Consider the following 26,183-nt stretch of genomic DNA (forward strand, 5'->3'; position numbering starts at 1 on the left):
CCGATCAAACGTAGGTGTCGCCGTCGTTAGAAAATATGCCGGAACACCACGAACAATGACCCCGCCAGCAGGATCGAGGCGGGCAGGGTCAAAACCCATGCCATCAGCAGGCTGCGCACGGTATTCCACTGCAGGCCGGAGCCATTCGCGGCCATGGTGCCGGCGACGCCGGAGGTGAGTACGTGGGTCGTGCTGACCGGCAGGTGATACGCATCCGCTGCCTGAATCAGCACCATCGCCACCAGTTCGGCCGAGGCGCCTTGCGCATACGTCAGATGCTCTTTACCGATGCGCTCACCGACCGTCACGACGATGCGCTTCCAGCCGACCATCGTGCCGAGGCCCAGGGCCAGCGCCACGGCGACCTTTACCCAGGTCGGAATGAACTGTGTCGCCTGCGTGCCAAGGCCGCGCCATGCGGTCAGCGTTGCGGTTTGTTGGGGTGTCAGGCCGGGCTGCTTCAGCACCAGCGGAATCGCAGTGTCGGCCAGATAGATATCGTTGCGAACATTGCCCATCTGATCCTGCGGCACCGTTTTAAGTGACGTGCGAGTGCCGAGTTGCTTGTCGATCGCCACCATCAACGCAGACAGGGCTTGCGCCGTGCTGGGCAGGAAAGTCTGCTTCTGCACGGCTTCGGTTACGTCCTTGCGCGGATCAAGCGTCGCACCCGGAACGCCGCCGAGACCAGCCAGCACTTGCTGCGCCTCCGCCGAGACCTGGTGGAATGTCTTCACCTGGCCGCCGGTCACCGCGCCATTCAAGGCATACGCCGTCGGTACCGTGCCGATCAGGATCAGCATGATCAGGCCCATGCCTTTTTGGCCGTCGTTCGAGCCATGGCTGAAGCTCACACCGGTGCAGGTCAGCACCAGCAGCGCACGGATCGGCCACGGCGGCGGCTTGTTGCCTTCCGGTGCCTTGTAAAGCGCGGGGATCTTCACTACAGCCTTCAATATCACCATCAGCAGGCCGGCGAGAATGAAGCCTGCGATCGGGGAAAACACCAGGCCCTTGAAGACGCCGATGGCGGCGTCCCAGTTCACGCCGCTGGTGCCGCTGTGTGTCGAAATCAGCTGATTCGCCAGGCCCACGCCGATGATCGAGCCGATCAGCGTATGCGAGGATGAATTCGGCAGCCCGAAATACCAGGTGCCCAGATTCCACAGGATGGCGGCGATCAACAGCGCAAACACCATCGCGAATCCGGCTTGGCTGCCCACTTGCAGGATCAGCTCCACCGGCAGCAGCGCCACGATGGTAAAGGCGACCGCGCCAGACGACGTCAGCACGCCGAGGAAGTTGAATGCGCCCGACCAGATCACCGCGAAATTGGGTGGCAACGAATGCGTATAGATCACCGTGGCCACGGCATTGGCGGTATCGTGAAAGCCGTTGACGAACTCGAAGCCCAGCGCGATCAGCAAGGCCACGCCAAGCAGCACATAGGGCGTGGCCGTACTGGAGCGAACGATCGCCAGATCCTGCATCAGGTGCACCGCAGCATAGCTGCCGCCGATGAGCAGGATCACCCCGAAAATAATGGCGAAAATTCGACCCGACTTCTTGTCTGGGGGCGCAATGGCCGAAACGGCGGCTTCTGAAGACATCGTCTACTCCCGTCGGTTGGTCCGACCGAAACTAGACGAGAGTTGAGACAAATGTGTGACAGCCGGGTCACTGTCGGCGCTGGTCGTGACGATCACTTTGCATAGGCGGAACCGCGCCATAATCCCTCTACATCGACGGAGGATTCGAGCCATGAGAAGCCGTTACTGGTGGTCCGAAGAGGGGCGAGTCACGTTATTCGCCGTCGTGTTTTGCAGCCTTTGCGCGGGCGCCTGGTGCAGCGATGCGCAAGCCAAACCCCCCAAGGCCAACGCGACGACCCAGACTCTGGTCATTGAACCGGACCAGGGCCTTACGTCGATCTACAACCTGATCCAGTCGGCCAAGACCAGCATCGACATGACGATGTACGAACTGGTGGATACGCAGGCACAGACGCTGCTTGATCAGGCCGCTGCGAAGGGCGTCAAGGTTCGCGTGATCCTCGATCAGAATCTCGAACGCAGCAACAATCTGGCCGCCTTCAACGACCTGCAGTCGCACGGTGTGCAGGTGGTGTGGGCGCCGATCAAGTACGCCGCGACGCATCAGAAGAGCGTGGTCATTGACGGCACCACGGCGGCGGTGATGACGCTCAACCTCACCACCCGCTACTACAGCAGCAGTCGCGACTTTGCGGTGGTCGAGAGCGATCCCAAGGACGTCAGCGCGATCGAAACCACCTTCAATGCCGACTTTGCCAATAAGGCGATCACACCACCAGTGGGCGACAGCCTGGTCTGGAGTCCGACGGTGTCCAAGGCCGATCTGGTCAAACTGATCAGTGGGTCAAAGACCAGTCTGCTGATTGAAAATGAGGAGCTGAGCTACAGCGCCATCGTCACGGCGCTAAGCAAGGCGGCCAAGCGCGGGGTGAGCGTGACGCTGTGCATGACTGACAGCAGCGACTGGACCGCAAACCTCAATACGCTGGCCAAGGCGGGCGTGCATATCAGCACCTACGCCGCGACGGCTTCGTTGTACATCCACGCGAAGGTGATCGTGGCTGACTACGGCAAGTCGGGTGCGAAGGCGTTCGTGGGTTCGGAAAACTTCTCCGAGGCCTCATTGACCAAGAACCGCGAGCTCGGATTGATCACCACAGACCCCGCCATTTTGTCCCGCCTCAACATGACGGTTGTCAGCGATTTTTCCGGCGGTACGCCATGGAAATAGGGCGCCGGCTGTGGCGAAATGTGGCTCGATAAGTGGATACAGCCAAGGACACCGTCAGGGCTGTCATCCCGATGGGACGGATGGCCGTTAATATCACGGGTCGGCTATCAGAGCCGTTGTCCAATCGCCGGAGTTGCGCCATGTATGGGTCGTGCTGGAAATCGATGCAGTCTTTAGGGATGACGTGCCTGCTTGTGGCCGGGTTCGCCGCGCCCTTGGCCGTGAGCGCCACAACCGATGGGCCAGCGGCGCCGCAAAGCACGGCCAGCGTGCCGAGCGACGCGGATCTGGCGGCCACGAAATGTGCGATTGGCGAAGAACGCATCGTGCCGGGTGACTACTACTACTGCATCGCTGAGCAGACCTACGGTGAACAACGCTACGAGTACGCGCAGAAATTCTTCACGACCGCCGCGAGCTGGGCTAGCAAGCCTGCGCAATACGTCCTCGGCGTCATGGCGCTCGGCGGCGATCATCAACCGATCAATCGTCCCCTTGGGCTCGCGTGGTTGGCGCTGGCGGCAGAGCGACCGCATTCGAATTTCGAATCGGCTTACAAATCCGCATATGCCGGCGCCACAGCGCGTGAACGACGAGCTGCCGAAGATCTGCTGATGAAGATGCGCCCGACCTATGGCGATGCCACCGCCGCGCCGCGCGCCGAGGAACGCTATGCACAGGGCATGGCTCAACTCAGGCGCGTGGAATCCAACGGCGGCAACTACTGCATGGAGGGCGTCTCGACGGCCGCGCAGTCGTCCATGGCCCCAGACCCTTCACAATGCCCGCCGATACAAGTCGTCGTCAGCGCCGTCGACAAGGCCGCCACGCAGCTGTTCGAGGGGTGGAAAACTCATGTCACGGTCGGCCCATTGCAGCAAGTAGCTGCGCCAACCGATGCCGCACCTGGGACGAAGTGATGTGTTGATAGTGACGCCTTGATTCAGGCGGGTGGGTGGCGCGTCGTCAATACACCTCGTCGTGATTGCCCACGTTGATCGGCACGATCTGCTGCTCGCGCGATGCGCGGCCAGGGCGCGCGTTGGGATTCATTTTCTGCATCCCGACCTACGTCGAAAAAGAAAGGCCTCGCATGACGAGGCCCTTCTTTAGTCAATGGCTAACTACGGGAGATCAGACCTCCGCTTCTTCCTTGTACGCATCGATCGGAATGCAGGCGCACATGATGTTCTTGTCGCCGTAGACATTGTCGACGCGGGCGACCGGTGACCAGTATTTCTGCAGCTTGAGGCTGGGCAGCGGGAAGGCGGCGAGTTCGCGCGGATAAGCGTGGGTCCACTCGCTGCCGGCAACCATGGTGGCGGTGTGTGGGGCGTTTTTCAGCGGGTTGTCTTCGCGATCGAGCGTGCCTTCCTCGACGGCGCGGATCTCGTCGCGGATCTGGATCATCGCGTCGATGAAGCGATCGAGTTCATGCAGCGATTCGCTCTCGGTCGGCTCCACCATCAACGTGCCGGCGACCGGGAAGCTCAGCGTCGGCGCGTGGAAGCCGAAGTCGATCAGGCGCTTGGCCACGTCCTCGGCGCCGATACCGGTGGCGTCCTTCAGTGGACGCAGATCGAGAATGCACTCATGCGCCACCAGGCCGTTACGACCGGTGTACAGCGTCTCGTAATGCGGCGCGAGGCGCTTGGCGATGTAGTTCGCGTTGAGCAGTGCCACCTGGGTGGCCTTGCGCAGACCCTGGCTGCCCATCATCGTGATGTACATCCACGAGATCGGCAGGATCGAGGCGGAGCCGTAGCTGGCCGCGCTGACCATGCCCACGCTGCCTTCGCCGCCGAGCGTGCGCGGCAGGAACGGAGCGAGGTGCGATTTGACCGCACACGGGCCGACGCCCGGGCCGCCGCCGCCGTGCGGAATGCAGAACGTCTTGTGCAGGTTCAGATGCGAAACGTCCGAGCCCCATTTGCCGGGTTTGGCCACGCCGACCAGCGCGTTCATGTTGGCGCCGTCGGTGTATACCTGACCGCCGTGCTCGTGCACGATCTCGCAGATCGCGACGATGTCTTCCTCGAACACGCCATGCGTGGACGGGTAGGTGATCATCAGCGCGGCGAGGCGATCGCTGTACTTCTCGGCGGCACGACGGATGTCTTCCACATCCACGTTGCCGTTCGCGTCGCACTTGGTCACCACCACCGTCATGCCGCACATCTGCGCGGAGGCCGGGTTGGTGCCGTGTGCGGATTCGGGAATCAGGCAGATGTCGCGATGACCTTCGTTGCGCGAACGATGGTAAGCACGGATGGCCAGAAGGCCGGCGTACTCACCTTGCGCGCCGGAATTCGGCTGCAGGCTCACGGCGTCGTAGCCGGTGCACTCCACCAGCATCGCCTCGAGGCCTTCGATCAGCTCCTTGTAGCCCTGCGTCTGCGCGACCGGTGCCAGTGGATGGATGTTGCCGAACTCCGGCCAAGTCACCGGGATCATCTCGGCGGTGGCATTGAGCTTCATGGTGCAGCTGCCCAGCGGGATCATGGTGCGATCCATCGCCAGATCCTTGTCGGCCAGCGCGCGCATGTAGCGCAGCAATTCGTGCTCGCTGTGATGCGTGTTGAACACCGGGTGGGTGAGGAATTCGCTCTGGCGACGCAGGCCGTTCGGCAGTGCGTCAGCGGTCGCTGCATCCAGCTCGTCGATGTCGTCGATGCACGCGTCCATCAACGTGGCGAGGCCGATGACGTCAGCGCGCGTGGTGGTTTCGTCGAGGCTGATGCTCACGCTCTGGCCGTGGATCTGGCGCAGGTTGATGCCGATTGCCTGGGCCTTGGCGATGAGTGCGTCGGCGTCGACGTTGACCACATGCAGCGTATCGAAAAAATCCGGGCCGATCGTGTGGCCGGCCTGACGCAGCGACGCGGCGAGGATCGCGGCAAGGCGATGCGTGCGACGCGCAATGCGGGTCAGACCTTCCGGCCCGTGGTACACGGCGTACATGCTGGCCATCACCGCCAGCAACACCTGCGCAGTACAGATATTGGAGGTGGCCTTCTCGCGGCGGATGTGCTGCTCGCGAGTCTGCAAGGTGAGGCGGTAAGCCGGCTTGCCCTCGGCATCCAGCGACACGCCGATCAGGCGACCCGGCATCGAGCGCTTGTACGCGTCGCGGCAGGCCATGAAGGCGGCGTGCGGCCCGCCGTTGCCAAACGGCACGCCAAACCGCTGGGAATTGCCGACCACGATGTCCGCGCCCCATTCGCCGGGTGAGGCAATCAGGGTGAGTGCGAGCAGATCGGTGGCCACCGCAACCAGCGCGCCACGTGCGTGTGCGGCGTCGGCGAGTGCCTTGTAGTCATTGATCTGGCCGAACGTGTTCGGGTACTGCAGCAGTACGCCAAAGCTGTCGACCGTGGCGCCGTCGGCGTCATCGCCGATATGCAGCTCGATATCCAGCGCTTCGGCACGCGTCTTGACCACTTCGAGCGTCTGCGGATGTACGCCGTTGGAGACGAAAAACACGTTGGACTTGGACTTGCACGAACGCTTGGCCAGCGTCATCGCTTCGGCCGCGGCGGTGCCTTCGTCCAGCAGCGACGCGTTGGCGATTTCCATCCCAGTGAGGTCGGCGCACATGGTCTGGAAGTTGATCAGCGCTTCCATGCGGCCCTGTGAAATCTCAGCCTGATACGGCGTATAGGCCGTGTACCAGGCAGGGTTTTCCAGGATATTGCGCAGGATGACGTTCGGCGTCAGCGTGCCGTAATAACCCTGGCCGATGAAGCTGCGAAACACCTGGTTCTTGTCCGCAATGGTGCGGATCTTGGCCAGCGCCTCGACCTCGGTGATCGCCTGCGGCAAGGCCAGCGGCGCCGGCGATTTGATCTTGCCCGGCACGATCGCGTCGGTCATCGCTTCGAGCGAACCGTGCCCGATGACGTGCAGCATCTGCTCGATCTCCGCATCGTTAGGGCCGATGTGGCGTTCGAGGAAGGCGTGGTGGTGCTCGAGCTCGCGCAGGGAAGGGGTATTTTTATGGCTCATGACAAGGGCATCCGCAGACAACGTGCCGTGCCGCACGTAGGGCGCCCCTCTGTCCTTTTGCCTGAGAGTTTGGAAGCCTGTCTGATCGCTGATGTTGATCGGTGTGATCTCCATCGGTGATCCTCGCTTCGTGCACCTTCGGCGCCGGATTCAACCGGTCTCTCCAGAGTGTTTACGCGCGGTGGTATGGGAGCCTGAGCGATTACGGGCGTTGCGTCTTCGGCAGCGGATGTGCCCTGCACAGGGCCGTCCGCTTCTCCCACCAAGCGTTTACCGGGGTAATTATACAGGTGTCGCGCGCGGGATTCTTGCGGTTGCCCAGGTTCTGCCTGAACGGGCTGGACCCCGACCGGACGCCAAGCCGCCATTCCGGCGAAGGGCGGAGGAGCTTCTCAACAGCGAAGCTGGTCACCCAGCAACGCAACCAATGCGCTGATTACGCCGGAATCACCTTGGCCAGCGGCTGTTCAAGGCCCCCGGAATGACGAGCCAAAGCTGGTCTGCCGGCGGCCCGCGCTATGCTTTGGAACGATCTCCCTCAGTCCCTGAGAGCCGCCATGATCCGCATCGCCGAAATCGACCATGTCGTATTGCGCGCCATCGACATGGCGGCCATGCAACGCTTTTATTGCGACGTACTGGGCTGCCGTGTCGAGCGTCGGCAGGACGAGATCGGCCTGGTGCAGCTGCGCGCTGGCGCATCGCTGATCGAACTGGTCAGCATCGACGGCAAGCTGGGCCGCCACGGCGGCGTCGCGCCAGGAGGCGAGGGCCACAACATGGATCATCTGTGCCTGCGCATAGAGGACTTCGACGAGGCGGCGATCCTTGCCCATCTCAAGACGCATGACGTGCGCATCGGCGAGCTGGGCTCGCGCTATGGCGCACAGGGCGAAGGCCCGTCGATCTACCTCTACGACCCACAAGGCAACATGATCGAGCTGAAAGGGCCGCCGTCAGCCTGAAGTGGCGTAGGTTGGGGTGAGCGCAGCGATGCCCAACAATGACCTCAAGCCACAAAGACGTTGGGTATCGCTGCGCTCACCCCAACCTACGCGGTGCCCGCGCAAGGCGGCCACCCCAATCACGACTTCCGGCTAGATAAAGCCCTGAAAAGACGAAGGCCACCATCAAGGCGGCCTTCCTGACTTTTTGAAACCCGGAAAAGACGAAGGCCACCATTAAGGCGGCCTTCCTGACTTTTTGAAACCCGGAAAAGACGAAGGCCGCCATTAAGGCGGCCTTCGTTTACAATTGGTGCCCAGGAGAGGACTCGAACCTCCACGGAGTTGCCCCCGCTAGCACCTGAAGCTAGTGCGTCTACCAATTCCGCCACCTGGGCAGGTGTCACACCGCTCTGCGAGCTGCGTGAGCCGCGTAATGTAGGCATCTGTCGGTAGCTTGTCAACACTTTTTCACCCTCATTACATCGCGTCGTGTCATTCTCCGCGCCGCGTACACCACAAGGATATTTAGTGACCAGAAAAACTCCCCCGCAGCCTGGCAAAGGTCAGGATTCCCCACCCGGTAAAGGTCGGGCGAAGCCCGCCGACGCGAAGCCGCAAGCCGGCGCATCGACCGGACAACGACGCAACAAGGCCGCCACAGGCGCCGTGCGCTCCTCCCAGACCGATCCCCATGCCGATCGCGAGGCGCAGCGTTATGCGCGCCCGATTCCGAGCCGCGAGGCGATTCTCGCCCTGCTCGAGGAGCGCGGCGAACTGCTGACCGAGGCACGCATTGCCGAGGCGCTGAATATTGATGACGAGGCCGATCTCGAAGCGCTGCGCAAGCGCCTTGGGGCCATGGTGCGCGATGGTCAGCTGCTGCTCGGTCGACGCGGCGGCTACGCGCCAACCCAGAAGCTGGATCTCATCGCTGGCGTCGTGCTGGCCAATGCCGAGGGCTACGGCTTCCTGCGCCCCGACGATGGCGGTGACGACCTGTACCTGTCGCCGCAGCAGATGCGCGCAGTGATGCATGGCGATCGCGTGCTGGCCAGCGTGGTCGGCATCGACCGTCGCGGCCGCAAACAGGGCGCGATTGCCGAAGTGCTGCAGCGCCGTTCGCCGCGACTGGTCGGCCGGGTGGTCATCGAAAACGGCGTGACCCTGGTGGCGCCGGACGATCGCCGGCTCAATCAGGACGTGATGATCAAGCCGGGACAGGAGCAGGGCGCACGTTCCGGCCAGATCGTGGTGGTCGAAATCACTGATCCACCAACGCCGCATCGTGGCCCGATGGGCGAGATCCGAGCCGTGCTCGGTGATCGGCTGCAGCCGTCGCTGGTGGTCGAGATGGCGATTGCCAGCCACGATCTGCCGCACGAATGGCCGCCTGAAGTATTGCGCGACGCCGCTCAGGTTGAGCCCGAGGTGACGGCCGCGGAACGCGAAGGCCGCACCGATATCCGGCAGCTGCCGCTGGTCACCATCGACGGCGCCGACGCGCGCGATTTCGATGATGCGGTGTATGCCGAACCGAAGCGCGGCGGCGGCTGGCGGCTGATCGTGGCGATCGCCGACGTGTCGCACTATGTGCAGATCGGCAATGCGCTGGATCGCGAAGCCTACGAACGCAGCACCTCGACCTACTTCCCCGGTTTCGTGGTGCCGATGTTGCCGGAGACATTGTCCAACGGTATCTGCTCGCTGAATCCGAAAGTCGAACGACTGTGCATGGTCTGCGACATGCAGGTCGATGCCGAAGGCAATGTCGTCAAGTCGAAGTTCTACGATGCAGTGATGCGCTCGCATGCGCGGCTTACCTACGACAAGGTGTGGCAGGTGGTTGGGCTGCGGGATGCCGATGCCATTCACGAAGTGGCTGACGTATTGCCGCAGCTGGAACACCTGCACGCGTTGTACAAGGCGATGGCGCAGCAGCGCAAACGCCGCGGTGCGATTGATTTCGAAACGCCGGAAGTGAAGTTCCGCCTCGACCAGACCGGTGGCGTGGAATCGATGGGCGCCACCGAGCGCAACGACGCGCACAAGCTGATCGAGGAGTGCATGATCGCCGCCAACGTGCAGGCGGCCCTTTTCCTCGAGAAGAAGAAAATTCCCGCGCTGTTCCGCGCGCATGAGCCGCCGCCGGCAGAGAAGTACGAGGATCTGCAGCAGTTCCTGCGCGAGTTCAAGTTGAGCATGCCGCCGGTGGATAAGGTGACACCTGGCGACTTCTCGGAAATCCTGCGCATGGTGCACGACCGCCCCGAGCGCGAACTGATCCAGAACGTGTTGCTGCGCTCGCAGAGCATGGCGGCGTACCAGCCGGACAATCGCGGCCACTTCGGCCTGTCGTTGCAGGCGTACGCGCATTTCACTTCGCCGATCCGCCGTTACCCGGATCTGCTGGTGCATCGGGCGATCCGTTATGCGCTGACCGGTGGCAAGCCGAGCGACTACAGCTACAGCCCCGGCGAAATGGCGGCGATGGCCGTGCATTGTTCGCAACGCGAACGGCGTGCCGAAGAGGCCGAGCGCGACGTCGACGAGCGTTTCAAGTGTGCGTGGATGGAGAAGCACATCGGCAGCGAGTTCGAGGGCGTGGTCACCGGCGTGACGTCGTTCGGCCTGTTCGTTGAGCTGGATGAGTCGAAGGTGTCGGGACTGGTACACATCTCCCAGCTCGCCAACGACTACTACCACTTCGATGCGATCCGCAAACTGCTGAAGGGCGAGCGCACCGGCACCCAGTTCCGTCTTGGCGACCATGTGCGCGTGCAGGTGCTGCGTGCGAGCCTGGAAGATCGCAAGATCGATTTCCGACTGGTGGCACCGCGCGCGGTGGTCACTCCGCCGGTGGGTACCGCCAAGGCATACGACTATGCCGCCAGTGGCGAGCGCTATTCGTTGCCGAAAAAACCTGCCAGTGCAGCGAGCAAGCCGGGCATGTTAGGTCGAGCTGCGAAGGCGATCGGCCGCGCGTTCGGTCGGCGCGACAAGGTGGTGCCGGAAGCAGCGGCACCGAGCGAGCCGTTACCCAGCGGGCGGATATTGAGGGATAATCCTCCGCCGCGTTCGCGCGCTTCCAAGCCATCCGACGAAGGAAGCCATCGTCCCCGTCGTGGTGCAGCACCCGCTCAGTCCGAACCAAAGTCTGGATCGGGCCGGTCGAGCCGCGGCAAGGCACAGGGTCAAAGCCATCAGCCAGCCAAGCCGACGCCAGCACCAGCCGGTGGTGGCCGTAAGCGCGGTGCACGCAAACCGAAACCGAAAGGCAAGCCATGAGTGAAAGTTGGATCGTCGGGATCAACCCGGTCGAAGGCGCACTGAGCAATGACGCCGAGCGTGTGCGCGAGCTGATGGTCGAACAGGGCCAGCGCAATGCGCGCGTGCTGGAATTGGCCGAGCGTGCGAAGGCGCTGAAGATCCCGGTCAATCATCGACCGCGCGAGCAACTGGACAAGGTCGCTGGCGAGGCGCGTCATCAAGGCGTCGTGGCGCTTTACGAAGCACCACCGCTGGCGCATGAAAACGACCTGGCCGCGCTGATGGAGCGTGACGGTAGCGACACGCTGGTGCTGGTGCTGGACGGCGTCACCGATCCACACAACCTCGGCGCGTGCCTGCGCAGCGCGGCAGCGGCGAAAGTCACCGCGGTGATCGTGCCGAAGGATCGCGCTGTCGGCCTTACGCCAGTGGTGCGTCGTGCCTCGGCCGGCGGCGCCGATCGGGTGCCGCTGATCGCGGTGACCAACCTTGCCCGCACGTTGCGCGAGCTGAAGGACGCTGGCGTGTGGATCACCGGCCTGGATGGCGAAACCGAGACCTCGGTTTACTCCGTCGACTTCAAGGGGCCGGTGGCGCTGGTGCTGGGCGGGGAAGGCGAGGGCATGCGTCGACTGACCCGCGAGCTGTGCGATTTTGTGGCGAAAATTCCCATGCCGGGTGCCATGGAGAGCCTCAACGTCTCCGTTGCGACCGGTGTGGTTCTATTCGAGGCATTGCGGCAGCGGAGTGCGAAACGATGAACTTCTTCTGGTATGACTGGGCCGGCTATATCGGCGTAGTGCTGGTGCTGTTGGCATTCCTGCTGTTGCAGGCACACAAGCTGCGCGGCAATGGTCTGGTCTACCAGTTGATGAACGTGTTTGGTGCGATCGGCGTGATCCTCTCACTCAGTTTTGGCGAGGGGCCGATCAACTGGCCGGCATTCCTCATGCAGCTCGCCTGGATCACGATTGGCGTCTACGGCATCGTGCACTCGACGCAGCTTCGTCGGGAGGCGCGCCCCGACAGCGCGCCCTAGATGGGGCGAAACCTGTGGGAGCGACTTCAGTCGCGATTGGCTTGAGCTGCGCGCCCCGGCTTATCGCGACTGAAGTCGCTCCCACAAGAGCGGTGGCACACGGCGTCATCCGTCGCTATGCTCGACAGGCAAGACGGCACCAACGGCCCGCAAGCGTTGGCGCGGAGGACGACCTCCGCCGGAGTTTCTCTCATTGATCGCGGGGACGACCCTGCTCTGCATGCAGAGGAGTCTCCCATGCCCTGGATTTATCTCGCGCTCGCCGGCCTGTTTGAAATTGGTTGGGCGGTCGGTCTCAAGTACAGCGATGGCTTCACCCGGCTATGGCCAAGCGTGGCCACGGCGGTGGCAATGATCATCAGCGTGTTGTTGCTGGCGCTGGCCACCCGAAGCCTGCCGATCGGCACTGCTTACGCCATCTGGACCGGTATCGGTGCTGTCGGTGCCGTGATTCTCGGCATCGCGCTGTTTGGCGATTCCGCTGCGCCGCTGCGGCTGCTGTGTGTCGCCTTGATCGTTGCAGGCATCATCGGGCTCAAGCTGACTGCGCATTGAGCCGTCGATGAGCCTCCATCGCAGCAGCCCTGGCACGGGCTGCTGCTGATCACTATACCTAGTCGCCCAGCTTGCCCAGCTCCGGGTTCGACGTGAGGTCACCCTTGCTGCGCTGCTTGTTCAGCGGTTCGCCGGTGACCTGGAACCACACGTTCTCGGCGATATTGGTGGCGTGGTCACCGATGCGCTCGATGTTCTTGGCCATGAACAGCAGGTGCGTGCATGGTGTGATGTTGCGCGGGTCTTCCATCATGTAGGTCAGCAGCTGACGGAAGTAGCCGGTATAGGCTTCATCCAGCACGACATCGTCTTTCCACACCTGGTAAGCGCGCTCGGCATCGCGATCGCGATATGCCAGCAGCACCTCGCGCACTTCGGTCGCGGCCAGTTCGGCCAGCAGTCCCAGTCCGCCGACGGGCGCCACCGGCGCGACCATCGACAACGGGATCGAACGTTTGGCCACGTTTGCGGCATAGTCGCCGATGCGCTCGATGTCGGCGGCGATGCGCAGGGCAGCAAAGACATTGCGCAAGTCGCCAGCCATCGGCGCACGCAGCGCCAGCAAGCGCACCACGTCGTGGCTGATTTCCTGTTCCAGCAGATCGATCGCATCGTCGTTGCTGACCACGCGCTGCGCGGCACGTTCGTCGCGTCGTTCGACCACGTCGATGGCTGACTCCAGCTGGGTCACCGACAGCTCGCCCATGCGCACGATTTCGCCGGTGAGCCGGGTCAGTTCGTCGTCGTAGCTCTTGATGATGTGTTCTTTGCTGCTGGTGTTCATGAGTCGGCCTCTGTTGTTTCCTTCTCTCTGTGGGAGAAGGTGCCCGAAGGGCGGATGAGGGTTCGGGTGGAGCGGGGCATTGATGTCCCGCTCGAACCCTCCCTTCCATGCATCAATGCATCAACCGAAGCGACCGGTGATGTAATCCTCGGTCTGCTTCTTGCCGGGCTTGGTAAAGATTTTTTCGGTACCGCTGAACTCGATCAACTCGCCCATGTACATGAACGCGGTCTGGTCGGAACAGCGCGCTGCCTGCTGCATGTTGTGGGTGACGATGACGATGGTGAATTCGTTTTTCAGTTCCTCCACCAATTGCTCGATGCGGCCTGTGGCGATCGGGTCAAGCGCCGAGGTCGGCTCGTCCAGCAACAATACCTCTGGCTTCAGGGCGATCGCACGCGCGATGCACAGGCGCTGCTGCTGACCGCCGGACAGACCGAGCGCATTCTGCTTGAGCTTGTCCTTCACCTCGTCCCACAGTGCCGCGCTGCGCAGTGCCTGTTCCACCCGGATGGTCATGTCCGTCTTGGACAGTTTCTCGTGATGGCGGATACCGTAAGCGACGTTCTCGAAAATGGTCATCGGGAACGGCACCGGCTTTTGGAACACCATGCCGACCTTGCTGCGCAGGCGGTTCATGGAATAACGCGGATCGAGGATGTTTTCGCCGTCCAGCACGATCTCACCCTTCGCTTCAAGCTTGGGGTAGATCGCATAGATGCGGTTGAAGATGCGCAGCAGGGTCGACTTGCCACAACCGGAGGGGCCGATGATTGCCGTGACCTTCTTCTCCGGGATATCCATGTTGATGCCTTTCAGCGCATGGAAACCGTTGTAGTAGAAGTGCAGGTCGCGCACGGTGAGCTTGGGCGCGCCAGCGGACGTGGTGGCCTGCGGGGTAGCCACCGGTCCCTGGTTCATGGTGGCGGCGGAATCATTCATGGGACACCTTGTTGCGTGAAAGGACCAGACGGGAGGCGAGGCTGAGCAAGAGTACAAACATGGTGACCACGAACGCACCGGCCCAGGCCATCGAGTGCATCGCATCGCCTGGATCGTTCGCGTACTGGTAGATGATTTGCGGCAGGCTGGACATCTTGTCGATCGGGTTGATGGCCATGTAATTGTTGCCGAATGCCGTGAACAGCAACGGCGCGGTCTCGCCGCTGATTCGTGCCAGCGCCAGCAGTACACCGGTGATGATGCCCGAGCGGGCAGCGCGGATCAGAATCTGCACGGTAAGTTTCCACTGCGGCACGCCAAGCGACAGCGCCGCTTCGCGCAGCGTCGATGGCACCAGCCGCAGCATCTCGTCGGTGGTGCGCACGATCACCGGCAGCGCGATCAGCGCCAGCGCGATACCACCGGCGAAACCGGAGAATGTGGTCGAACCGTGGGTGAGTGCGGTGGTCGGCAGCACCACGATGGTGTAGACGAACAGGCCGATCACGATCGACGGTGCTGACAGCAGGATGTCGTTGAGGAAGCGGATCGATTCGCCAAGTTTCGTGCGGTTTGCGTATTCGGCCAGCCACGCGCCGGCGAGTACGCCGATCGGCGTGGCGACCGCGATGCCGATGAAGTTGATCACCAGGCTGCCGACCATGGCATTGGCGAGGCCGCCATCGGCGCCGTTGGCGGTAATCTTGGTGAACAGACTGAAGTTCAATGCGGCGATGCCTTGGCGCAGTGTCTCCCACAGGATCCAGGCCAGAAACGCCAGACCGACCAGGGTGGCCAGCATGCTGAGCCCCATGGCGACCCAGTTGGTGATGCGTCGGCGCAGGTATAGCGAGCTCATCAGCGACCTTCCTTGAGTTTCAGCTGACGCAACATCAGTCGGGCGATCAGCAGCACGATGAAGGTGACGACGAACAGCAGGAACGCGAGCGCCATCAGCGACGATTTCTGCAGGCCGGAGGCTTCGCTGAACTGGTTTGCGATGGTCGCGGCAATCGACGTGCCCGGATCAAGCAGCGAGGCGGAAAGCGTCATCGCATTGCCGAGCACAAACGTCACCGCCATGGTCTCGCCCAATGCCCGACCAAGGCCCAGGAAAATGCCGCCGATCACCGCAGAACGCGTATAGGGCAACACGATGTCCCATGACACTTCCCAGGTGCTCGAACCGAGTGCGTAGGCCGACTCCTTCAATCGGGTCGGTACGGTCTGGAACACTTCGCGCATGACCGAGGAGATGAACGGGATGATCATGATCGCAAGCACGATGCCGGCGACCAGGATGCTGGCGCCAAACGGGTAGTCGCTGCCGAACAGCTTGCCGATAAACGGTACGTGCTGGACCACCCAGGACAGCTTGCCGTCATCGGGCTTGTCGCCGAGGTTGTTGGTCAGCCATGGCTTGATGTGATCGGCGAAGAACGGGGCGAAGATAAACAGGCCCCACATGCCGTAGATGATCGACGGGATGCCGGCCAGCAATTCGATCGCCGAGGACACCGGCGTGCGCAACCACGGGGGTGCGACTTCAGAAAGATACAGGGCGATGCCGAAGCTCACCGGTACCGCGATCAACAGCGCGATCAATGAGGTGGCAATAGTGCCGTAGACCGGGACCAGTGCGCCGTAGACGTCATTGCCCGGGTCCCATGCCGTACTGACCAGAAAGTGCCAGCCAAACTTGGCAAACGCCTCGCGGCCACCCCACAGCGTAGCGCCGGCTGCACCGAGCAGCGAGGCCAGCACCAGCAAGGCACAGCCCATCAACAGCCAACGGAACAGACGCTCGTCAAGGGCGTCACGGCGGCTGCGTTGCTCCTGGATGATGGCGGAGGACGCGATGGTGCCGGGTTGAGCTGACATGTGCGTTGCAGTCCTCGGGGAGCCGATGGAGAGTGTTACGGCGTGCGGCTGCGGGCACGACCTTCAGCGGAAAGCCGCCCTTCCGGAGAAGGGCGGCGCGGTTTCGCTACCTCGTGCGCTGATCCGGTGAACTGGATCAGCGCCGGTTACCTCAATGCTTGTATTCGGAAGCCCAGTAAGCCTCGATTTTGCTGACCAGTGCATTCGGCAGCGGCACGTAGTCGAGTGCGGATGCATCCTGCTGGCCATGTTCCAGCGACCATTTGAAGAAGTCGAAGGCGACCTTGCTGTTCACCGCGTTCTTCGGCGTCTTGTACATGATCATCCAGGTGGTGGCGGTGATCGGCCACGCCTGGGCGCCCGGTGCATTGGTCATGATCAGGTTGAAATCTTTGGCACTGCCCCAGTCGGCGGTGACGGCGGCAGCGGCGAAGCTGGCGGCGCTCGGCGCGACGACATGACCGGCGGCGTTCTTCAGGTCAACCCAGGTGATCTTGTTTTTGACGGCATACGCGTATTCGACGTAGCCGATCGAACCCTTGATCTGCTGCACGTACTGCGACACGCCTTCGTTGCCCTTGCCACCCACGCCGGTCGGCCATTCGACAGCCGTGCCGAACTTCGCCTTGCCTGCCCACTCCGGATTGACCTTGGACAGAAAGTTGGTGAAGTTGAACGTGGTACCCGAACCATCCGAACGATGCACGACGGTGATCTTGCCGGCGGGCAGGGTGAGGCCTGCATTCAATGCGGCAATCTTCGGATCGTTCCAGTTGCTGATCTTGCCCAGGAAGATATCGCCCAGGGTCGCGCCATCAAGCTTGATCTGGCCAGCCTTCACGCCAACGATATTGACCACCGGCACGATGCCGCCAACCACGATCGGGAACTGGCCGAGGCCGAGCGACTCAAGGTCTTCCGCCTTCATCGGCGCATCGGAGGCGCCGAAATCGATCGTGCCTTCCTTGATCTGCGCAATGCCGGCGCCGGAGCCGACTGACTGGTAGTTGAGGTGGTTGCCGGTCTTTTCGGCATACGCGGCCGACCATTTGGACATGACCGGGTAAACAAAGCTGGAGCCGGCACCGGTGATATCGGTGGCCTGCGCCGCTGCCATGCCGAACGTTGAAGCCACGGCAATAGTGGCAACGGCGGCGAATCGAAGCGGGGATTTGCAAGAGGTCAACACGGTAGCTCCTTGGGCGGATGTCGAATGGACTCCGCTATTTCAGGCCTTTCGTGTTGCAATGAGATGAGATGAATGTTGCAGGCAGATGACAATCGTCACGAATTGTCGTCGAAGCGGTCCCGAAACCAACGAACAGTAAAGCCCAGCCGGGCTTTACACGGTGTCGAGACCGCTATGTGCCCGTTCGAAAAGCTCAAGCTGGCGCCAGCGATTGACCACGCTGCAGAACAATTCGGCGGTGCGTTCGGCGTCATACACGGCGGAATGTGCTTCGCGGCTGTCAAACGGCAAGCCGGCCGCCAGCACAGCCTTGCTCAGTACGGTCTGCCCATAAGCAAGTCCACCGAAGCTGACGGTGTCGAAGCAGCTGAAAGGGTGAAACGGGCTGCGCTTGTGGCCGGTGCGACGGATGGCCATGTTGAGAAAACCCAGATCGAACGCGGCGTTGTGGCCAACCAGGATCGCGCGCTGACAACCGCTCGCGTGCACAGCTTCGCGTACTACTTGAAAGATGTGATCCAGCGCCTGTCGTTCGCCCAGGGCGCCGCGCAGGGGGTTGGTGGGGTCGATCCCGGTGATCTCCAGCGAGCGTGGATCAAGGTTTGCCCCGGGGAAGGGCTCAACATGGGTCGAAACAGTTGCCTGCGAACGCAGAAAGCCATCGCTGTCCATGGATAGCGGAATGGCCGCGATTTCCAGCAGGGCGTCATGTTCGGCATCAAATCCGCCCGTTTCCACGTCCACCACCACCGGCAGGAAGCCGCGGAAGCGCTCCGCCATGCGCAGGGCCATGGGGCGAGAAAGGTCAGGCGTCGAAAGGTCGGGTGTCAAGAGATCAGGCATCCGACAAGCATAACAGCAGCGTTCCGGCAGCCATCATGACAGAGCATGCAAGGAGGCCTGCAACGTCAGTGACTTGCTCATCCTTTACCTTCCGCGGTTACCGATTGAGCATTGCCGTATCCACCGGGAGTACCAGCATGCGGACGGGAATCCATGGCTGAAGGGCTTTTGTGCACTCGTTCTCGTTACGACGGTAATCCTACTGTCACATTCAAATTATATGAATGTCACATTCATCACAGAAACTTAATACAAGTGCGACGTAGCCGACTGCCCCGTGGTTGATGACAACCATGGGTGAAGCGCTGGAGCACTACATCATTTTTCGTCCTCGACATGGAGCCATCACATGCGCAACAAACTTATCGCCGTAGCCGTCGCTGCTGCGTTCAGCACACTCAGTTTCGGCGCGCACGCCGATGACAGCGACATCAATACCTTCCACGACCTTTTTACCCAGGGTCATGTTGATGGCGAGTTTCGTCTGTACGACTTCAATCGTACCTATGACGACAGTGTGGCGGCGAAGCCGAGTGCGCGTGCCTTTGGTGGCTCGATTTTGCTCAATGCAAACACCGCCTCGCTGTACGGTTTCAGTGCTGGCGCGTCGCTGGTCAGCGCGAATTCGCTGGGTTCGCTTGCCGACAATCCGAAGCGGGTCGACACCACGTTGATGGGCGCCAGCGATTCGCTGACGGCACTGAGCCAAGCGTACCTGCAGTACGCAAACGACTGGGTCAAGGTGAAGGGTGGTTATCAGTATCTCAATACGCCGTGGATGGGTAACAGCGACGGCCGTCTGCTTCCGAATTCGTACGAAGCCATCAGCGCCGACTTCACCCCGGTGAAGGGTTGGGATATCTATGCTATCCGCGAGTTCAGCTACAAGAGCCGCACGTCCGACGACTATTTCAATGACAACAACTACTACCCGACCACCTATCAGGGCGACACGCTCTATGGTGGCAACCAGGGCTTGCCGCTGACCGCGAAACAGACCAGCGGCACATGGACTGTGGGTACCACGTACGTTAACGGCGGCCTGAAGGCTCAGGGCTGGTACTACGACTTCCTCGATTTCGCCCGCATGGGTTACGCCGACGGCAGCTATGTCTTCAAGACCGGCACCGGCTTCGACCCGGTCATCGGCTTGCAGGCCTTGACCGAGAGTGGCGGCGGTTCGGACAACGTATTGGTCGAAAACAAGCTGAAGATCAACGGTGTTGCCGGTACCGACGTGGACAGCCGTGTCTGGGGCGCCGACCTCGGCGTCGTGATCCCGAATGGCCGCTTCGATGTGTACTACAACAAGGCCGAGAAAGAGACCGGGAATGTCATCGGCGACGGTGCGATCATCTCGCCGTTCACCGCCAACTATGCCACTGACCCGCTTTACACCACCTCGATGATTCGCGGTCTGGTGGAATCTGGTCCGGGTCACGCTTGGAAGGCCAAGATGACCTACGGCTTCTTCGACAACAAGCTGCAGCTGGTTGGCGCCTATGCCAAGTACACCACCGATCTGGACGGCAACTTCCACGATACGTACTTCGACATCATCTATAACTTTGACGGTTTCCTGAAGGGCTTCCAGATCCGCGATCGCTGGGAAAAATCCGTGGGCGGCATCAACAACCTGAACCCGGGCAATCAGCCGTTCACCTACAACCGCGTGATGCTCAGCTACAAGTTCTGAGCATGCTTATAGCGGTGTCCCGAGGGATGGCAGACTTGTAACGACCATGTTCTAAAACCGTCACATGGTCGTGGCAGGCTGCATCCATCGAGGCAAAGGTTATCGCAAGGGAGTTCGACCCAAGGACGGAAAACGGCGGGCATTGCCCGCCGTTTGCTTTTCCGCGATTGCGCTTTGGGCAAGAGACTCGTTTCGGCTGGTGCAATCAAAACGAGCAGCCAGTCGTTCACGGGCCGGCTTACAGTTCAGCGTGCTGCCGCCACGGGGTCATCCTGTGGCGGCATTTTCAATGCGTCGTTGCTCCAGCCGCCGCCCAAGGCACGGACCAGGTTCACGCTGGCCTGCAACCGGCGCGTGCGCACCTGCTCGGCGTTGCGCTCCGCCTGCAGGTAGCTGGTTTGCGCGGTAACCACGTCCAGATAGTTGACGATGCCTTCGCTGTAGCGGTTGGTGGCGATCTGTTCGGACTGTTGGGCGGCCGCTGCGGCCGCATCTTCATCGTGTGCTTCGCCACTCAGGTTGTTGAGCAACGACAGGTTGTCTTCCACCTGCTGGAACGCGTTAAGCACGGTCTGACGATATTGTCCCGAAGCCTCGTCGAAAGCGGCCCGCGCTTCGCGCTCCCTGGCATGGCGCAAGCCGCCGTCGAAGATGCTCAGCGCGGCCGTGGGACCCAGCGCCCACATGCGGTTGCCGGCCGTCAGCAGGCTGCCGCTGCCGGTGTTCTGCCATCCCAGGATCGCGGACAAGCTGAAGTCGGGATAGAACGCGGCCCGTGCCACACCAATATCTGCATTTGCGGCGAAGGTTCGGCGTTCGGCGGCGGCGATGTCGGGCCGGCGCTGCAGCAGTGTCGATGGGATGCCCACCGGGATCGAGGGCAAGCGAATCTGGACGTCCGAATCAGGAAGCGAAAAGCTGGATGCCGATTCACCGACCAGACTGGCGATGGCGTGCTCGGTGAGTGCGCGTTGCGCGGTGACTTCAGCGGCTTGGGCCATCGCGTCAGACAGCTGGTTTTGTGCGCGCGCCACGGATAGACCCGAGTCGATGCCACCGGCAAGACGGTTCTGGGTCATGGTCAGCCCCTTGCGGTAGGCGTCAAGCGAGCTATCCAGAATGTGCGCCTGGATGTCGTAGCCGCGCAGGAGGATGTACAGATCGGCGAGCTGTGCCTGCAGGCTGAGTTTTGCCGAAGCCAGATCCGCATCGGCCGCTTGCGCCTGTGCCTTGCCGGCGGCAACCTCATTGCGGATGCGACCCCATAGATCCAGTTCGTAATCCAACGAGAACTGCGCTGTGTTGGCATCGTATTCGTTGGGTTGGTTGCTGCCGCGCAAAGGCCGGTTGTTGGACTGGCGATCATTGGTCGGACTTGCCTCAGCACCAAGATGGGGGAACAACCCGGAGCTGACTTCGCTCTCGTAAGCATGGGCCATGTCATAGCGCGCCAGGGCGACGGCTACTGACGGATTGGCTTGGTCGAGGCGCGCCTCCAGCCCATCGAGGGTGGCGTCGCCAAAGAGCTTCCACCAGTCGCCGCGCGCCTGCATGTCACCGGGCGTGGCTTGGGTCCACAAGCCCTGCGTCTCCTTGTATGTCACCGGGACGGTCATCGCCGGGCGCATATAGGTCGGTGCCAATGAGCAACCGGCCAATGCCAGCAACAGACAGCTGGGCAGGATGCGGCGGCAATGTTTTTGCCAGAGGGAAATGCGGCTGGCGAGCGGCGTGGTCGTCAGCACGGCATTACTTTGCCTTGGGCTGATCATGTGCAACCTCCTCCTTCGTCGTGGCTGCCAGACGTACCGGATCGCCTTGCATCAGCGAGTCCGGCGGATGGTCGATGATCCGGTCTGTCGGCTGCAGGCCCTGGTCGATTTCCAGCGCGTCACCCAGGTCCATGCCGATGTGCACATCGCGCAGCTGCACGCGATTGTTCGGGCCAAGCACCGCCACCTGCGGGCCAGCGGCTCGGAAGATAAGCACCGTGGCGGGCACGGTAATCACGTGCGTGCTCGTAGCTACCGGCAGATGCACCTCCGCGTAGTCGCCGGGTAGTAGCTCGGCGTGGAGATTGGGCACTTCGAACTGTGCCAGCAGCGAACCCGATGCCTGATTGATCGAGCCGGATGAGCCGATCAGCGTGGCCTGGTAGATCGTGCCGGGATGTTCCAGCACGCTTAGGCTGACCGTCATGCCTGGCTTGATCGATGCCGCATATCCTTGCGGGACACTGACATACAGGCGCATCTTGCTGGTGTCAGCCACGGTGAACAGCGCCGGGCTGCTGTTGTCGCTGGTCGCGGAGATGAGATCGCCGATGTCGGTGCTGCGACTGGTGACCGTGCCGCTGAATGGCGCGGTGATGTGCTTGAAGGATTCGAGCGCGGCCAGTCGATCGACATCGGCCTGCGCCGAAAGAACATTCGCGGCATCCACTTCGGCCTCGCCACTCTTTTCATCGGCCTCCTGCTTGGACACCGAATTGGATGTCAGCAAATGCTGCCACCGCTGGCTGGTGATTTGCGCCAGCCGTTCGTCGGCCTGGGCGCGAACCAGCCCTGCCTTGGCCTGATCGTATTGCTGGTCCAGCTCCGGTGTATCGATGATGCCGAGCGTGTCGCCAGCGTTGACCGGGCTGCCGATGTCCTTGCTCCAACTCTTCAGGTAGCCGCTGACGCGTGCATGGATGGGCGCACTGATCCAGGCTTCGAGGTGACCGGGCAGGGTCATTTGACGTGCGTCAGTCGAATTCAGTGGGGCAGCTAGTTGGACGGTCGGAAGTTCCTGAGCGTCGGTCCAGCTCACCAGCTTGTGATACTCGTGGGCGCGCACGGCCAGTCCAATGATCGTCGCGAGCACCGCCACGACGAGCACGACGACAATCGCAAGTCGCAGACGCGGTGGGCGCTGCGCCGGCTCGCCGACGTTATGCGGCGCGACGTTATGCGACATGAGGATCTTCTCCAAGCAGGGGTAGGGCGGAAGGCGAGCGTTGCTCGTCGTTGGCGTGGACGATGCTGAAGATCACCGGCACGAACAGCAGGGTCGCGAATGTGGCGAACAATAGGCCGCCAATGACGGCGCGACCCAGTGGCGAGTTCTGTTCCTGGCTCAGCGCCATCGGCAGCATGCCGATGATCATCGCCAGCGCCGTCATGCAGACCGGACGGAAGCGGGTGAAGCCTGCTTCAAGCGCCGCCTTGACCGGATCGCCGTGCACTGCCAGCCGTTCGCGGCAGAAGCTCACTACCAGGATCGAGTTCGCGGTCGCCACGCCCATGCACATGATCGCGCCGGTCAACGCGGGTACCGACAGCGTGGTATGACTGATGAACAGCATCCATACGATGCCAGCCAGCGCGGCGGGCAATGCGGTGATGATCACGAACGGATCGAGCCAGGACTGGAAATTGACGACGATCAGCAGATAGATCATCAGCACGGCCGCCAGCAGTCCGAATAGCAGTCCGCTGAAAGCTTCGTTCATCGTGCCGACCTGGCCACGCAGCGTGACCATGGTGCCCTTGGGACGTGTCTTGGCAAAGTCACCCAGCACTTTGTTCACATCGGTGGCGACGGCGCCAAGATCGCGATCCTGTACCGACGCGTAGATATCGTAAGCAGGCAAAATGTTGTAGTGCGATACGACGGCGGCGCTGGGCTCACGTGTGAAGCTGGCGATGCCACCGAGCATCTGGCTGCCCTTGTTGCCGGACGAGGTGACCGGCAATCGCGCCAGGTCGGCCATCGAATCCATCTTGTACTGCGGCGTGGCAGCGACGATGGCATACGAGACACCATTCTTGGGATTCAGCCAGAACGCCGGCGCCACCTGACCGCTGCCCGCCAGCGTGGCGACCATGCTGTTGGTGACGTCGCGCTCGGTGATGCCCAGCGCGTCGGCGCGCGTGCGATCGACGTGCACGTTCAATTGCGGATAACTGGTGCTCTGTTGCAGGCGTACGTCGGCGATACCGGGAATCGCCTTGAGGCGTTGCATGATCTGCATCGCATAGGCTTCATTGCCGGTGCTGTCGCGGCCGGTAATCGATACGTCCAGCGGTGCCGGTGCGCCGAAGTTCAGGATCTGACTGGTCATGTCAGCCGGCAGAAACGCAAACTCGCTGCCGGGGAACTCCTTCGGCAGTTGTTCCCGCAGTATCTTCACGAACTCAGCGGTGGGCTGGTGGCCTTGCTTCAGAGCGATCTGGATGTCGCCGTCCTGTGGCCCGATGGTGCCGGTATTGCTGTAAACCAGGTTCACGCTGCTCAATGGCAGGCCGATGTTGTCGATGACGGTTTCCAGTTGATCGGCTGGAATCACTTTGCGGATGGCTGCTTCGATACGATCGAACTCGGCGGCCGTTTCTTCCACACGGGTTCCCATCGGTGCGCGAACGTGCAGCGCGATCGCGCCGGCGTCGACATCGGGAAAGAAGTCGCGGCCGAGGAAAGGCACCAACGCAAACGAAACCACCACGAACGCCAGGAAGCCGATGATGAAGCGTCGTTGCTGCGCCATCGCGATGCCGAGGATGGCGTAGTAGCCGTCGCGGATCTTTGTGAAGCGATGTTCGAAGCCCAGCTGGAAGGCGATCGCCTTGCGCACGATCAGGTGACGGGCTGCCTGGTGCTGATCGCCTTCGTGATGGTTGATGTAAATGTCTTCGGGATGATCACCCATGCCCTGCTCGGTCACGTGGGGCTTGAGCAGATACATCGCCATCGTCGGCACCAGCGTGCGTGACAGCAGGAACGACGAGGCCATCGCGAAGATCACCGCCAACGCCATCGGGCGAAACAGGAAGCCGGCAATACCATCGAGCATGAACATCGGCACGAACACGATGCAGATGCACAGTAGAGACACGAACGCTGGCGTGACGATCTGCCTCGCCCCATCCATGATCGCCGAGTGCACGTCCTTGCCCTGTTCGAGATGCCAGTTGATGTTCTCGATGGTCACCGTGGCATCGTCGACCAGGATACCCACCGCGAGCGCCAGACCGCCAAGTGTCATGATGTTGAGGGTCTGGCCGGTCAGCGAGAGCAGGGCGATCGCTGACAGGATCGATAACGGAATCGACACCGCGATGATGACAGTGGAGCGCCAGCTGCCGAGAAAGACCAGGATCATTACCGAGGTCAACAACGCTGCGATGATGCCTTCGCGTGCCACCGACGCAATCGCCGATTTCACGAAGACCGACTGATCGTTGAGCATCGAGATCTTTAGCGAGGCGGGCATGGTCTCCTCGATCAGCGGCATCAGCTTCTTGACGCCGGCGACCACGGCCAGGGTCGACGCACTGCCGGTCTTCAAGATCGGCATCAGGACCGCGCGTTTGCCGTCCACGCGCACCACATTGTTTTGCGGCGGCGAGCCATCGCGCACGTGAGCCACTTCGCCGATCGTGATGCTCGCGCCGTTGACTGTCTTGATCGGCAGGCTGTTCAGCGCATCGATCGCGGTCGGGCTGTTGTTCAACTGGATGTGATATTCGTAGGTGCCGATTTTCGCGGTGCCGACCGGAATGATCTGGTTCTCCTCGGCGAGGGCGTTCGCCACATCCTGCGCAGACAGCCCCTTGGCGGCGAGCGCCTGCGGATCGAGATCGAGCGTGATCTGGCGCTGCTTGCCACCATAGGGCGTCGGTATCGCCACGCCGTCCACCGAGACCAGGGTGGGGCGCACGTCGTTTTGGGCAATGTCGCGAATCTTCGCTTCAGACAGCGCTCTGCTGGACAGCGCCATCTGCAGCACCGGCACCGTCGAGGCGTTGTAGTTGAGGATCAGCGGTGGCGTGATGCCGGGCGGCATCTGTTTGACCACCGTCTGCGAGATCGAGGTGACCTGGGCGGTCGCCGTGCGGATATCCACACCCGGCTGAAAGAAGATCTTGACGATGCCGGCGCCAGGCAGGGACTGCGATTCGATGTGCTCGATGTTGTTGACCGAAGTGGTCAGCTGGCGTTCGTAGTAGTAGATCACGCGGCCGGACATTTCATTCGGCGGCAGGCCGTTGTAGGTCCATACCACGCTGATCACCGGTATGCCGATGTTCGGAAAGATGTCAGTGGGCGTCCGCAGCGCTGCCAGCGGCCCGGCAATGAGAATGACCAGCGCCAGCACAACGAAAGTGTAGGGCCGTGCGAGTGCTAAGCGAACGAGACCAAGCATGGAGGGGGTTCCGTAAACGTCGGCGGTGAACGTCGGTGCAAGCAGTGCGTAATGCGGCTCAGTA

At 61.7% G+C, this 26,183-nt stretch carries 20 protein-coding genes, 1 tRNA gene and 1 riboswitch; of the genes, 8 read left to right on the top strand and 13 right to left on the bottom strand.

Features of this window, described 5'->3' with window-relative positions; translation table 11 throughout:
* Nucleotides 1–26: 26 nt before the first annotated feature.
* Entirely contained in the window at nt 27–1,610 is a 1,584-nt protein-coding gene (locus HDE77_RS06190) for an inorganic phosphate transporter (protein ID WP_184416278.1), read from the bottom strand.
* Nucleotides 1,611–1,761: 151 nt separating this feature from the next.
* Here HDE77_RS06190 and HDE77_RS06195 point away from each other — a divergent pair, with 151 nt between their 5' ends.
* On the top strand, nt 1,762–2,784 hold the full coding sequence (locus tag HDE77_RS06195; protein WP_184416279.1) for a phospholipase D-like domain-containing protein: 1,023 nt from the start codon (nt 1,762–1,764) through the stop codon (nt 2,782–2,784).
* 179 nt (nt 2,785–2,963) lie between these two features.
* Nucleotides 2,964–3,704, top strand: a complete 741-nt coding sequence (locus HDE77_RS06200) for a hypothetical protein (protein ID WP_184416280.1) — start codon at nt 2,964–2,966, stop codon at nt 3,702–3,704.
* 214 nt (nt 3,705–3,918) lie between these two features.
* Here the strand turns inward: HDE77_RS06200 and gcvP are convergent, their stop codons facing one another.
* Nucleotides 3,919–6,789 carry an aminomethyl-transferring glycine dehydrogenase gene (gcvP, locus tag HDE77_RS06205; protein WP_184416281.1) on the bottom strand — a complete coding sequence of 957 codons (2,871 nt, stop codon included), beginning with the start codon at nt 6,787–6,789 and terminating at the stop codon, nt 3,919–3,921.
* 39 nt (nt 6,790–6,828) lie between these two features.
* Nucleotides 6,829–6,966: riboswitch (glycine riboswitch) on the bottom strand.
* A 380-nt stretch (nt 6,967–7,346) separates the two neighbouring features.
* On the opposite strand from gcvP, the gene HDE77_RS06210 reads away from it, so the two are divergent.
* On the top strand, nt 7,347–7,754 hold the full coding sequence (locus tag HDE77_RS06210) for a VOC family protein (RefSeq protein WP_184416282.1): 408 nt from the start codon (nt 7,347–7,349) through the stop codon (nt 7,752–7,754).
* A gap of 76 nt (nt 7,755–7,830) precedes the next feature.
* On the opposite strand, the gene HDE77_RS06215 is transcribed toward HDE77_RS06210, so the two are convergent.
* Nucleotides 7,831–8,022, bottom strand: coding sequence for a hypothetical protein (locus tag HDE77_RS06215; protein ID WP_184416283.1), 192 nt, complete (start codon nt 8,020–8,022; stop codon nt 7,831–7,833).
* Nucleotides 8,023–8,044: 22 nt separating this feature from the next.
* Nucleotides 8,045–8,131, bottom strand: a tRNA-Leu gene (locus tag HDE77_RS06220).
* Nucleotides 8,132–8,402: 271 nt separating this feature from the next.
* On the opposite strand from HDE77_RS06220, the gene rnr reads away from it, so the two are divergent.
* From rnr to sugE, 4 genes are all read left to right on the top strand, one after another.
* Nucleotides 8,403–11,021 carry a ribonuclease R gene (rnr, locus tag HDE77_RS06225; protein ID WP_343206066.1) on the top strand — a complete coding sequence of 873 codons (2,619 nt, stop codon included), beginning with the start codon at nt 8,403–8,405 and terminating at the stop codon, nt 11,019–11,021.
* The gene (rlmB, locus tag HDE77_RS06230; RefSeq protein WP_184416285.1) at nt 11,018–11,764 is read left to right on the top strand and encodes a 23S rRNA (guanosine(2251)-2'-O)-methyltransferase RlmB; all 747 of its coding nucleotides are present in this window, start codon (nt 11,018–11,020) and stop codon (nt 11,762–11,764) included. Before rnr ends, rlmB begins: the two co-directional genes overlap by 4 nt.
* Nucleotides 11,761–12,042 (top strand): hypothetical protein, encoded by a 282-nt coding sequence (locus tag HDE77_RS06235; protein WP_184416286.1) that lies wholly within the window; start codon nt 11,761–11,763, stop codon nt 12,040–12,042. The genes rlmB and HDE77_RS06235 overlap by 4 nt, the downstream gene beginning before the upstream one ends.
* Nucleotides 12,043–12,279: 237 nt before the next feature.
* Nucleotides 12,280–12,597, top strand: coding sequence for a quaternary ammonium compound efflux SMR transporter SugE (sugE, locus tag HDE77_RS06240; protein ID WP_184416287.1), 318 nt, complete (start codon nt 12,280–12,282; stop codon nt 12,595–12,597).
* A 58-nt stretch (nt 12,598–12,655) separates the two neighbouring features.
* Here sugE and phoU read toward each other — a convergent pair whose 3' ends face one another.
* From phoU to rnt, 6 genes are all read right to left on the bottom strand, one after another.
* A complete protein-coding gene (gene phoU, locus HDE77_RS06245) occupies nt 12,656–13,381 on the bottom strand; it encodes a phosphate signaling complex protein PhoU (RefSeq protein ID WP_184416288.1) in 726 nt (241 codons plus the stop codon).
* Between the two features lie 120 nt (nt 13,382–13,501).
* Complete coding sequence (pstB, locus tag HDE77_RS06250) at nt 13,502–14,323, bottom strand: phosphate ABC transporter ATP-binding protein PstB (protein WP_184416289.1); 822 nt, start codon at nt 14,321–14,323, stop codon at nt 13,502–13,504.
* The gene (pstA, locus tag HDE77_RS06255; protein ID WP_184416290.1) at nt 14,316–15,182 is read right to left on the bottom strand and encodes a phosphate ABC transporter permease PstA; all 867 of its coding nucleotides are present in this window, start codon (nt 15,180–15,182) and stop codon (nt 14,316–14,318) included. Before pstA ends, pstB begins: the two co-directional genes overlap by 8 nt.
* Nucleotides 15,182–16,204: a phosphate ABC transporter permease subunit PstC gene (pstC, locus tag HDE77_RS06260; RefSeq protein ID WP_184416291.1), complete on the bottom strand. Its 1,023-nt coding sequence runs from the start codon at nt 16,202–16,204 to the stop codon at nt 15,182–15,184. Before pstC ends, pstA begins: the two co-directional genes overlap by 1 nt.
* 151 nt (nt 16,205–16,355) lie before the next feature.
* The gene (gene pstS, locus HDE77_RS06265) at nt 16,356–17,390 is read right to left on the bottom strand and encodes a phosphate ABC transporter substrate-binding protein PstS (RefSeq protein WP_221444158.1); all 1,035 of its coding nucleotides are present in this window, start codon (nt 17,388–17,390) and stop codon (nt 16,356–16,358) included.
* A gap of 156 nt (nt 17,391–17,546) precedes the next feature.
* Nucleotides 17,547–18,185 carry a ribonuclease T gene (rnt, locus tag HDE77_RS06270; RefSeq protein ID WP_255482562.1) on the bottom strand — a complete coding sequence of 213 codons (639 nt, stop codon included), beginning with the start codon at nt 18,183–18,185 and terminating at the stop codon, nt 17,547–17,549.
* 400 nt (nt 18,186–18,585) lie between these two features.
* Between rnt and HDE77_RS06275 the strand changes: the two genes are divergently transcribed.
* Nucleotides 18,586–19,932, top strand: a complete 1,347-nt coding sequence (locus HDE77_RS06275; protein ID WP_184416294.1) for a hypothetical protein — start codon at nt 18,586–18,588, stop codon at nt 19,930–19,932.
* Between the two features lie 245 nt (nt 19,933–20,177).
* On the opposite strand, the gene HDE77_RS06280 is transcribed toward HDE77_RS06275, so the two are convergent.
* The 3 genes from HDE77_RS06280 to HDE77_RS06290 are packed head-to-tail and all read right to left on the bottom strand — an operon-like array spanning nt 20,178 to nt 26,119.
* The gene (locus HDE77_RS06280) at nt 20,178–21,704 is read right to left on the bottom strand and encodes an efflux transporter outer membrane subunit (protein ID WP_184416295.1); all 1,527 of its coding nucleotides are present in this window, start codon (nt 21,702–21,704) and stop codon (nt 20,178–20,180) included.
* Nucleotides 21,682–22,890, bottom strand: coding sequence for an efflux RND transporter periplasmic adaptor subunit (locus HDE77_RS06285; RefSeq protein WP_184416296.1), 1,209 nt, complete (start codon nt 22,888–22,890; stop codon nt 21,682–21,684). Before HDE77_RS06285 ends, HDE77_RS06280 begins: the two co-directional genes overlap by 23 nt.
* Nucleotides 22,880–26,119 (bottom strand): efflux RND transporter permease subunit, encoded by a 3,240-nt coding sequence (locus tag HDE77_RS06290; protein ID WP_184416297.1) that lies wholly within the window; start codon nt 26,117–26,119, stop codon nt 22,880–22,882. Before HDE77_RS06290 ends, HDE77_RS06285 begins: the two co-directional genes overlap by 11 nt.
* Nucleotides 26,120–26,183: the final 64 nt, after the last annotated feature.

The sequence above is a fragment of the Rhodanobacter sp. MP7CTX1 genome, from assembly GCF_014205795.1.
In the GTDB taxonomy this organism is placed as follows: domain Bacteria; phylum Pseudomonadota; class Gammaproteobacteria; order Xanthomonadales; family Rhodanobacteraceae; genus Rhodanobacter.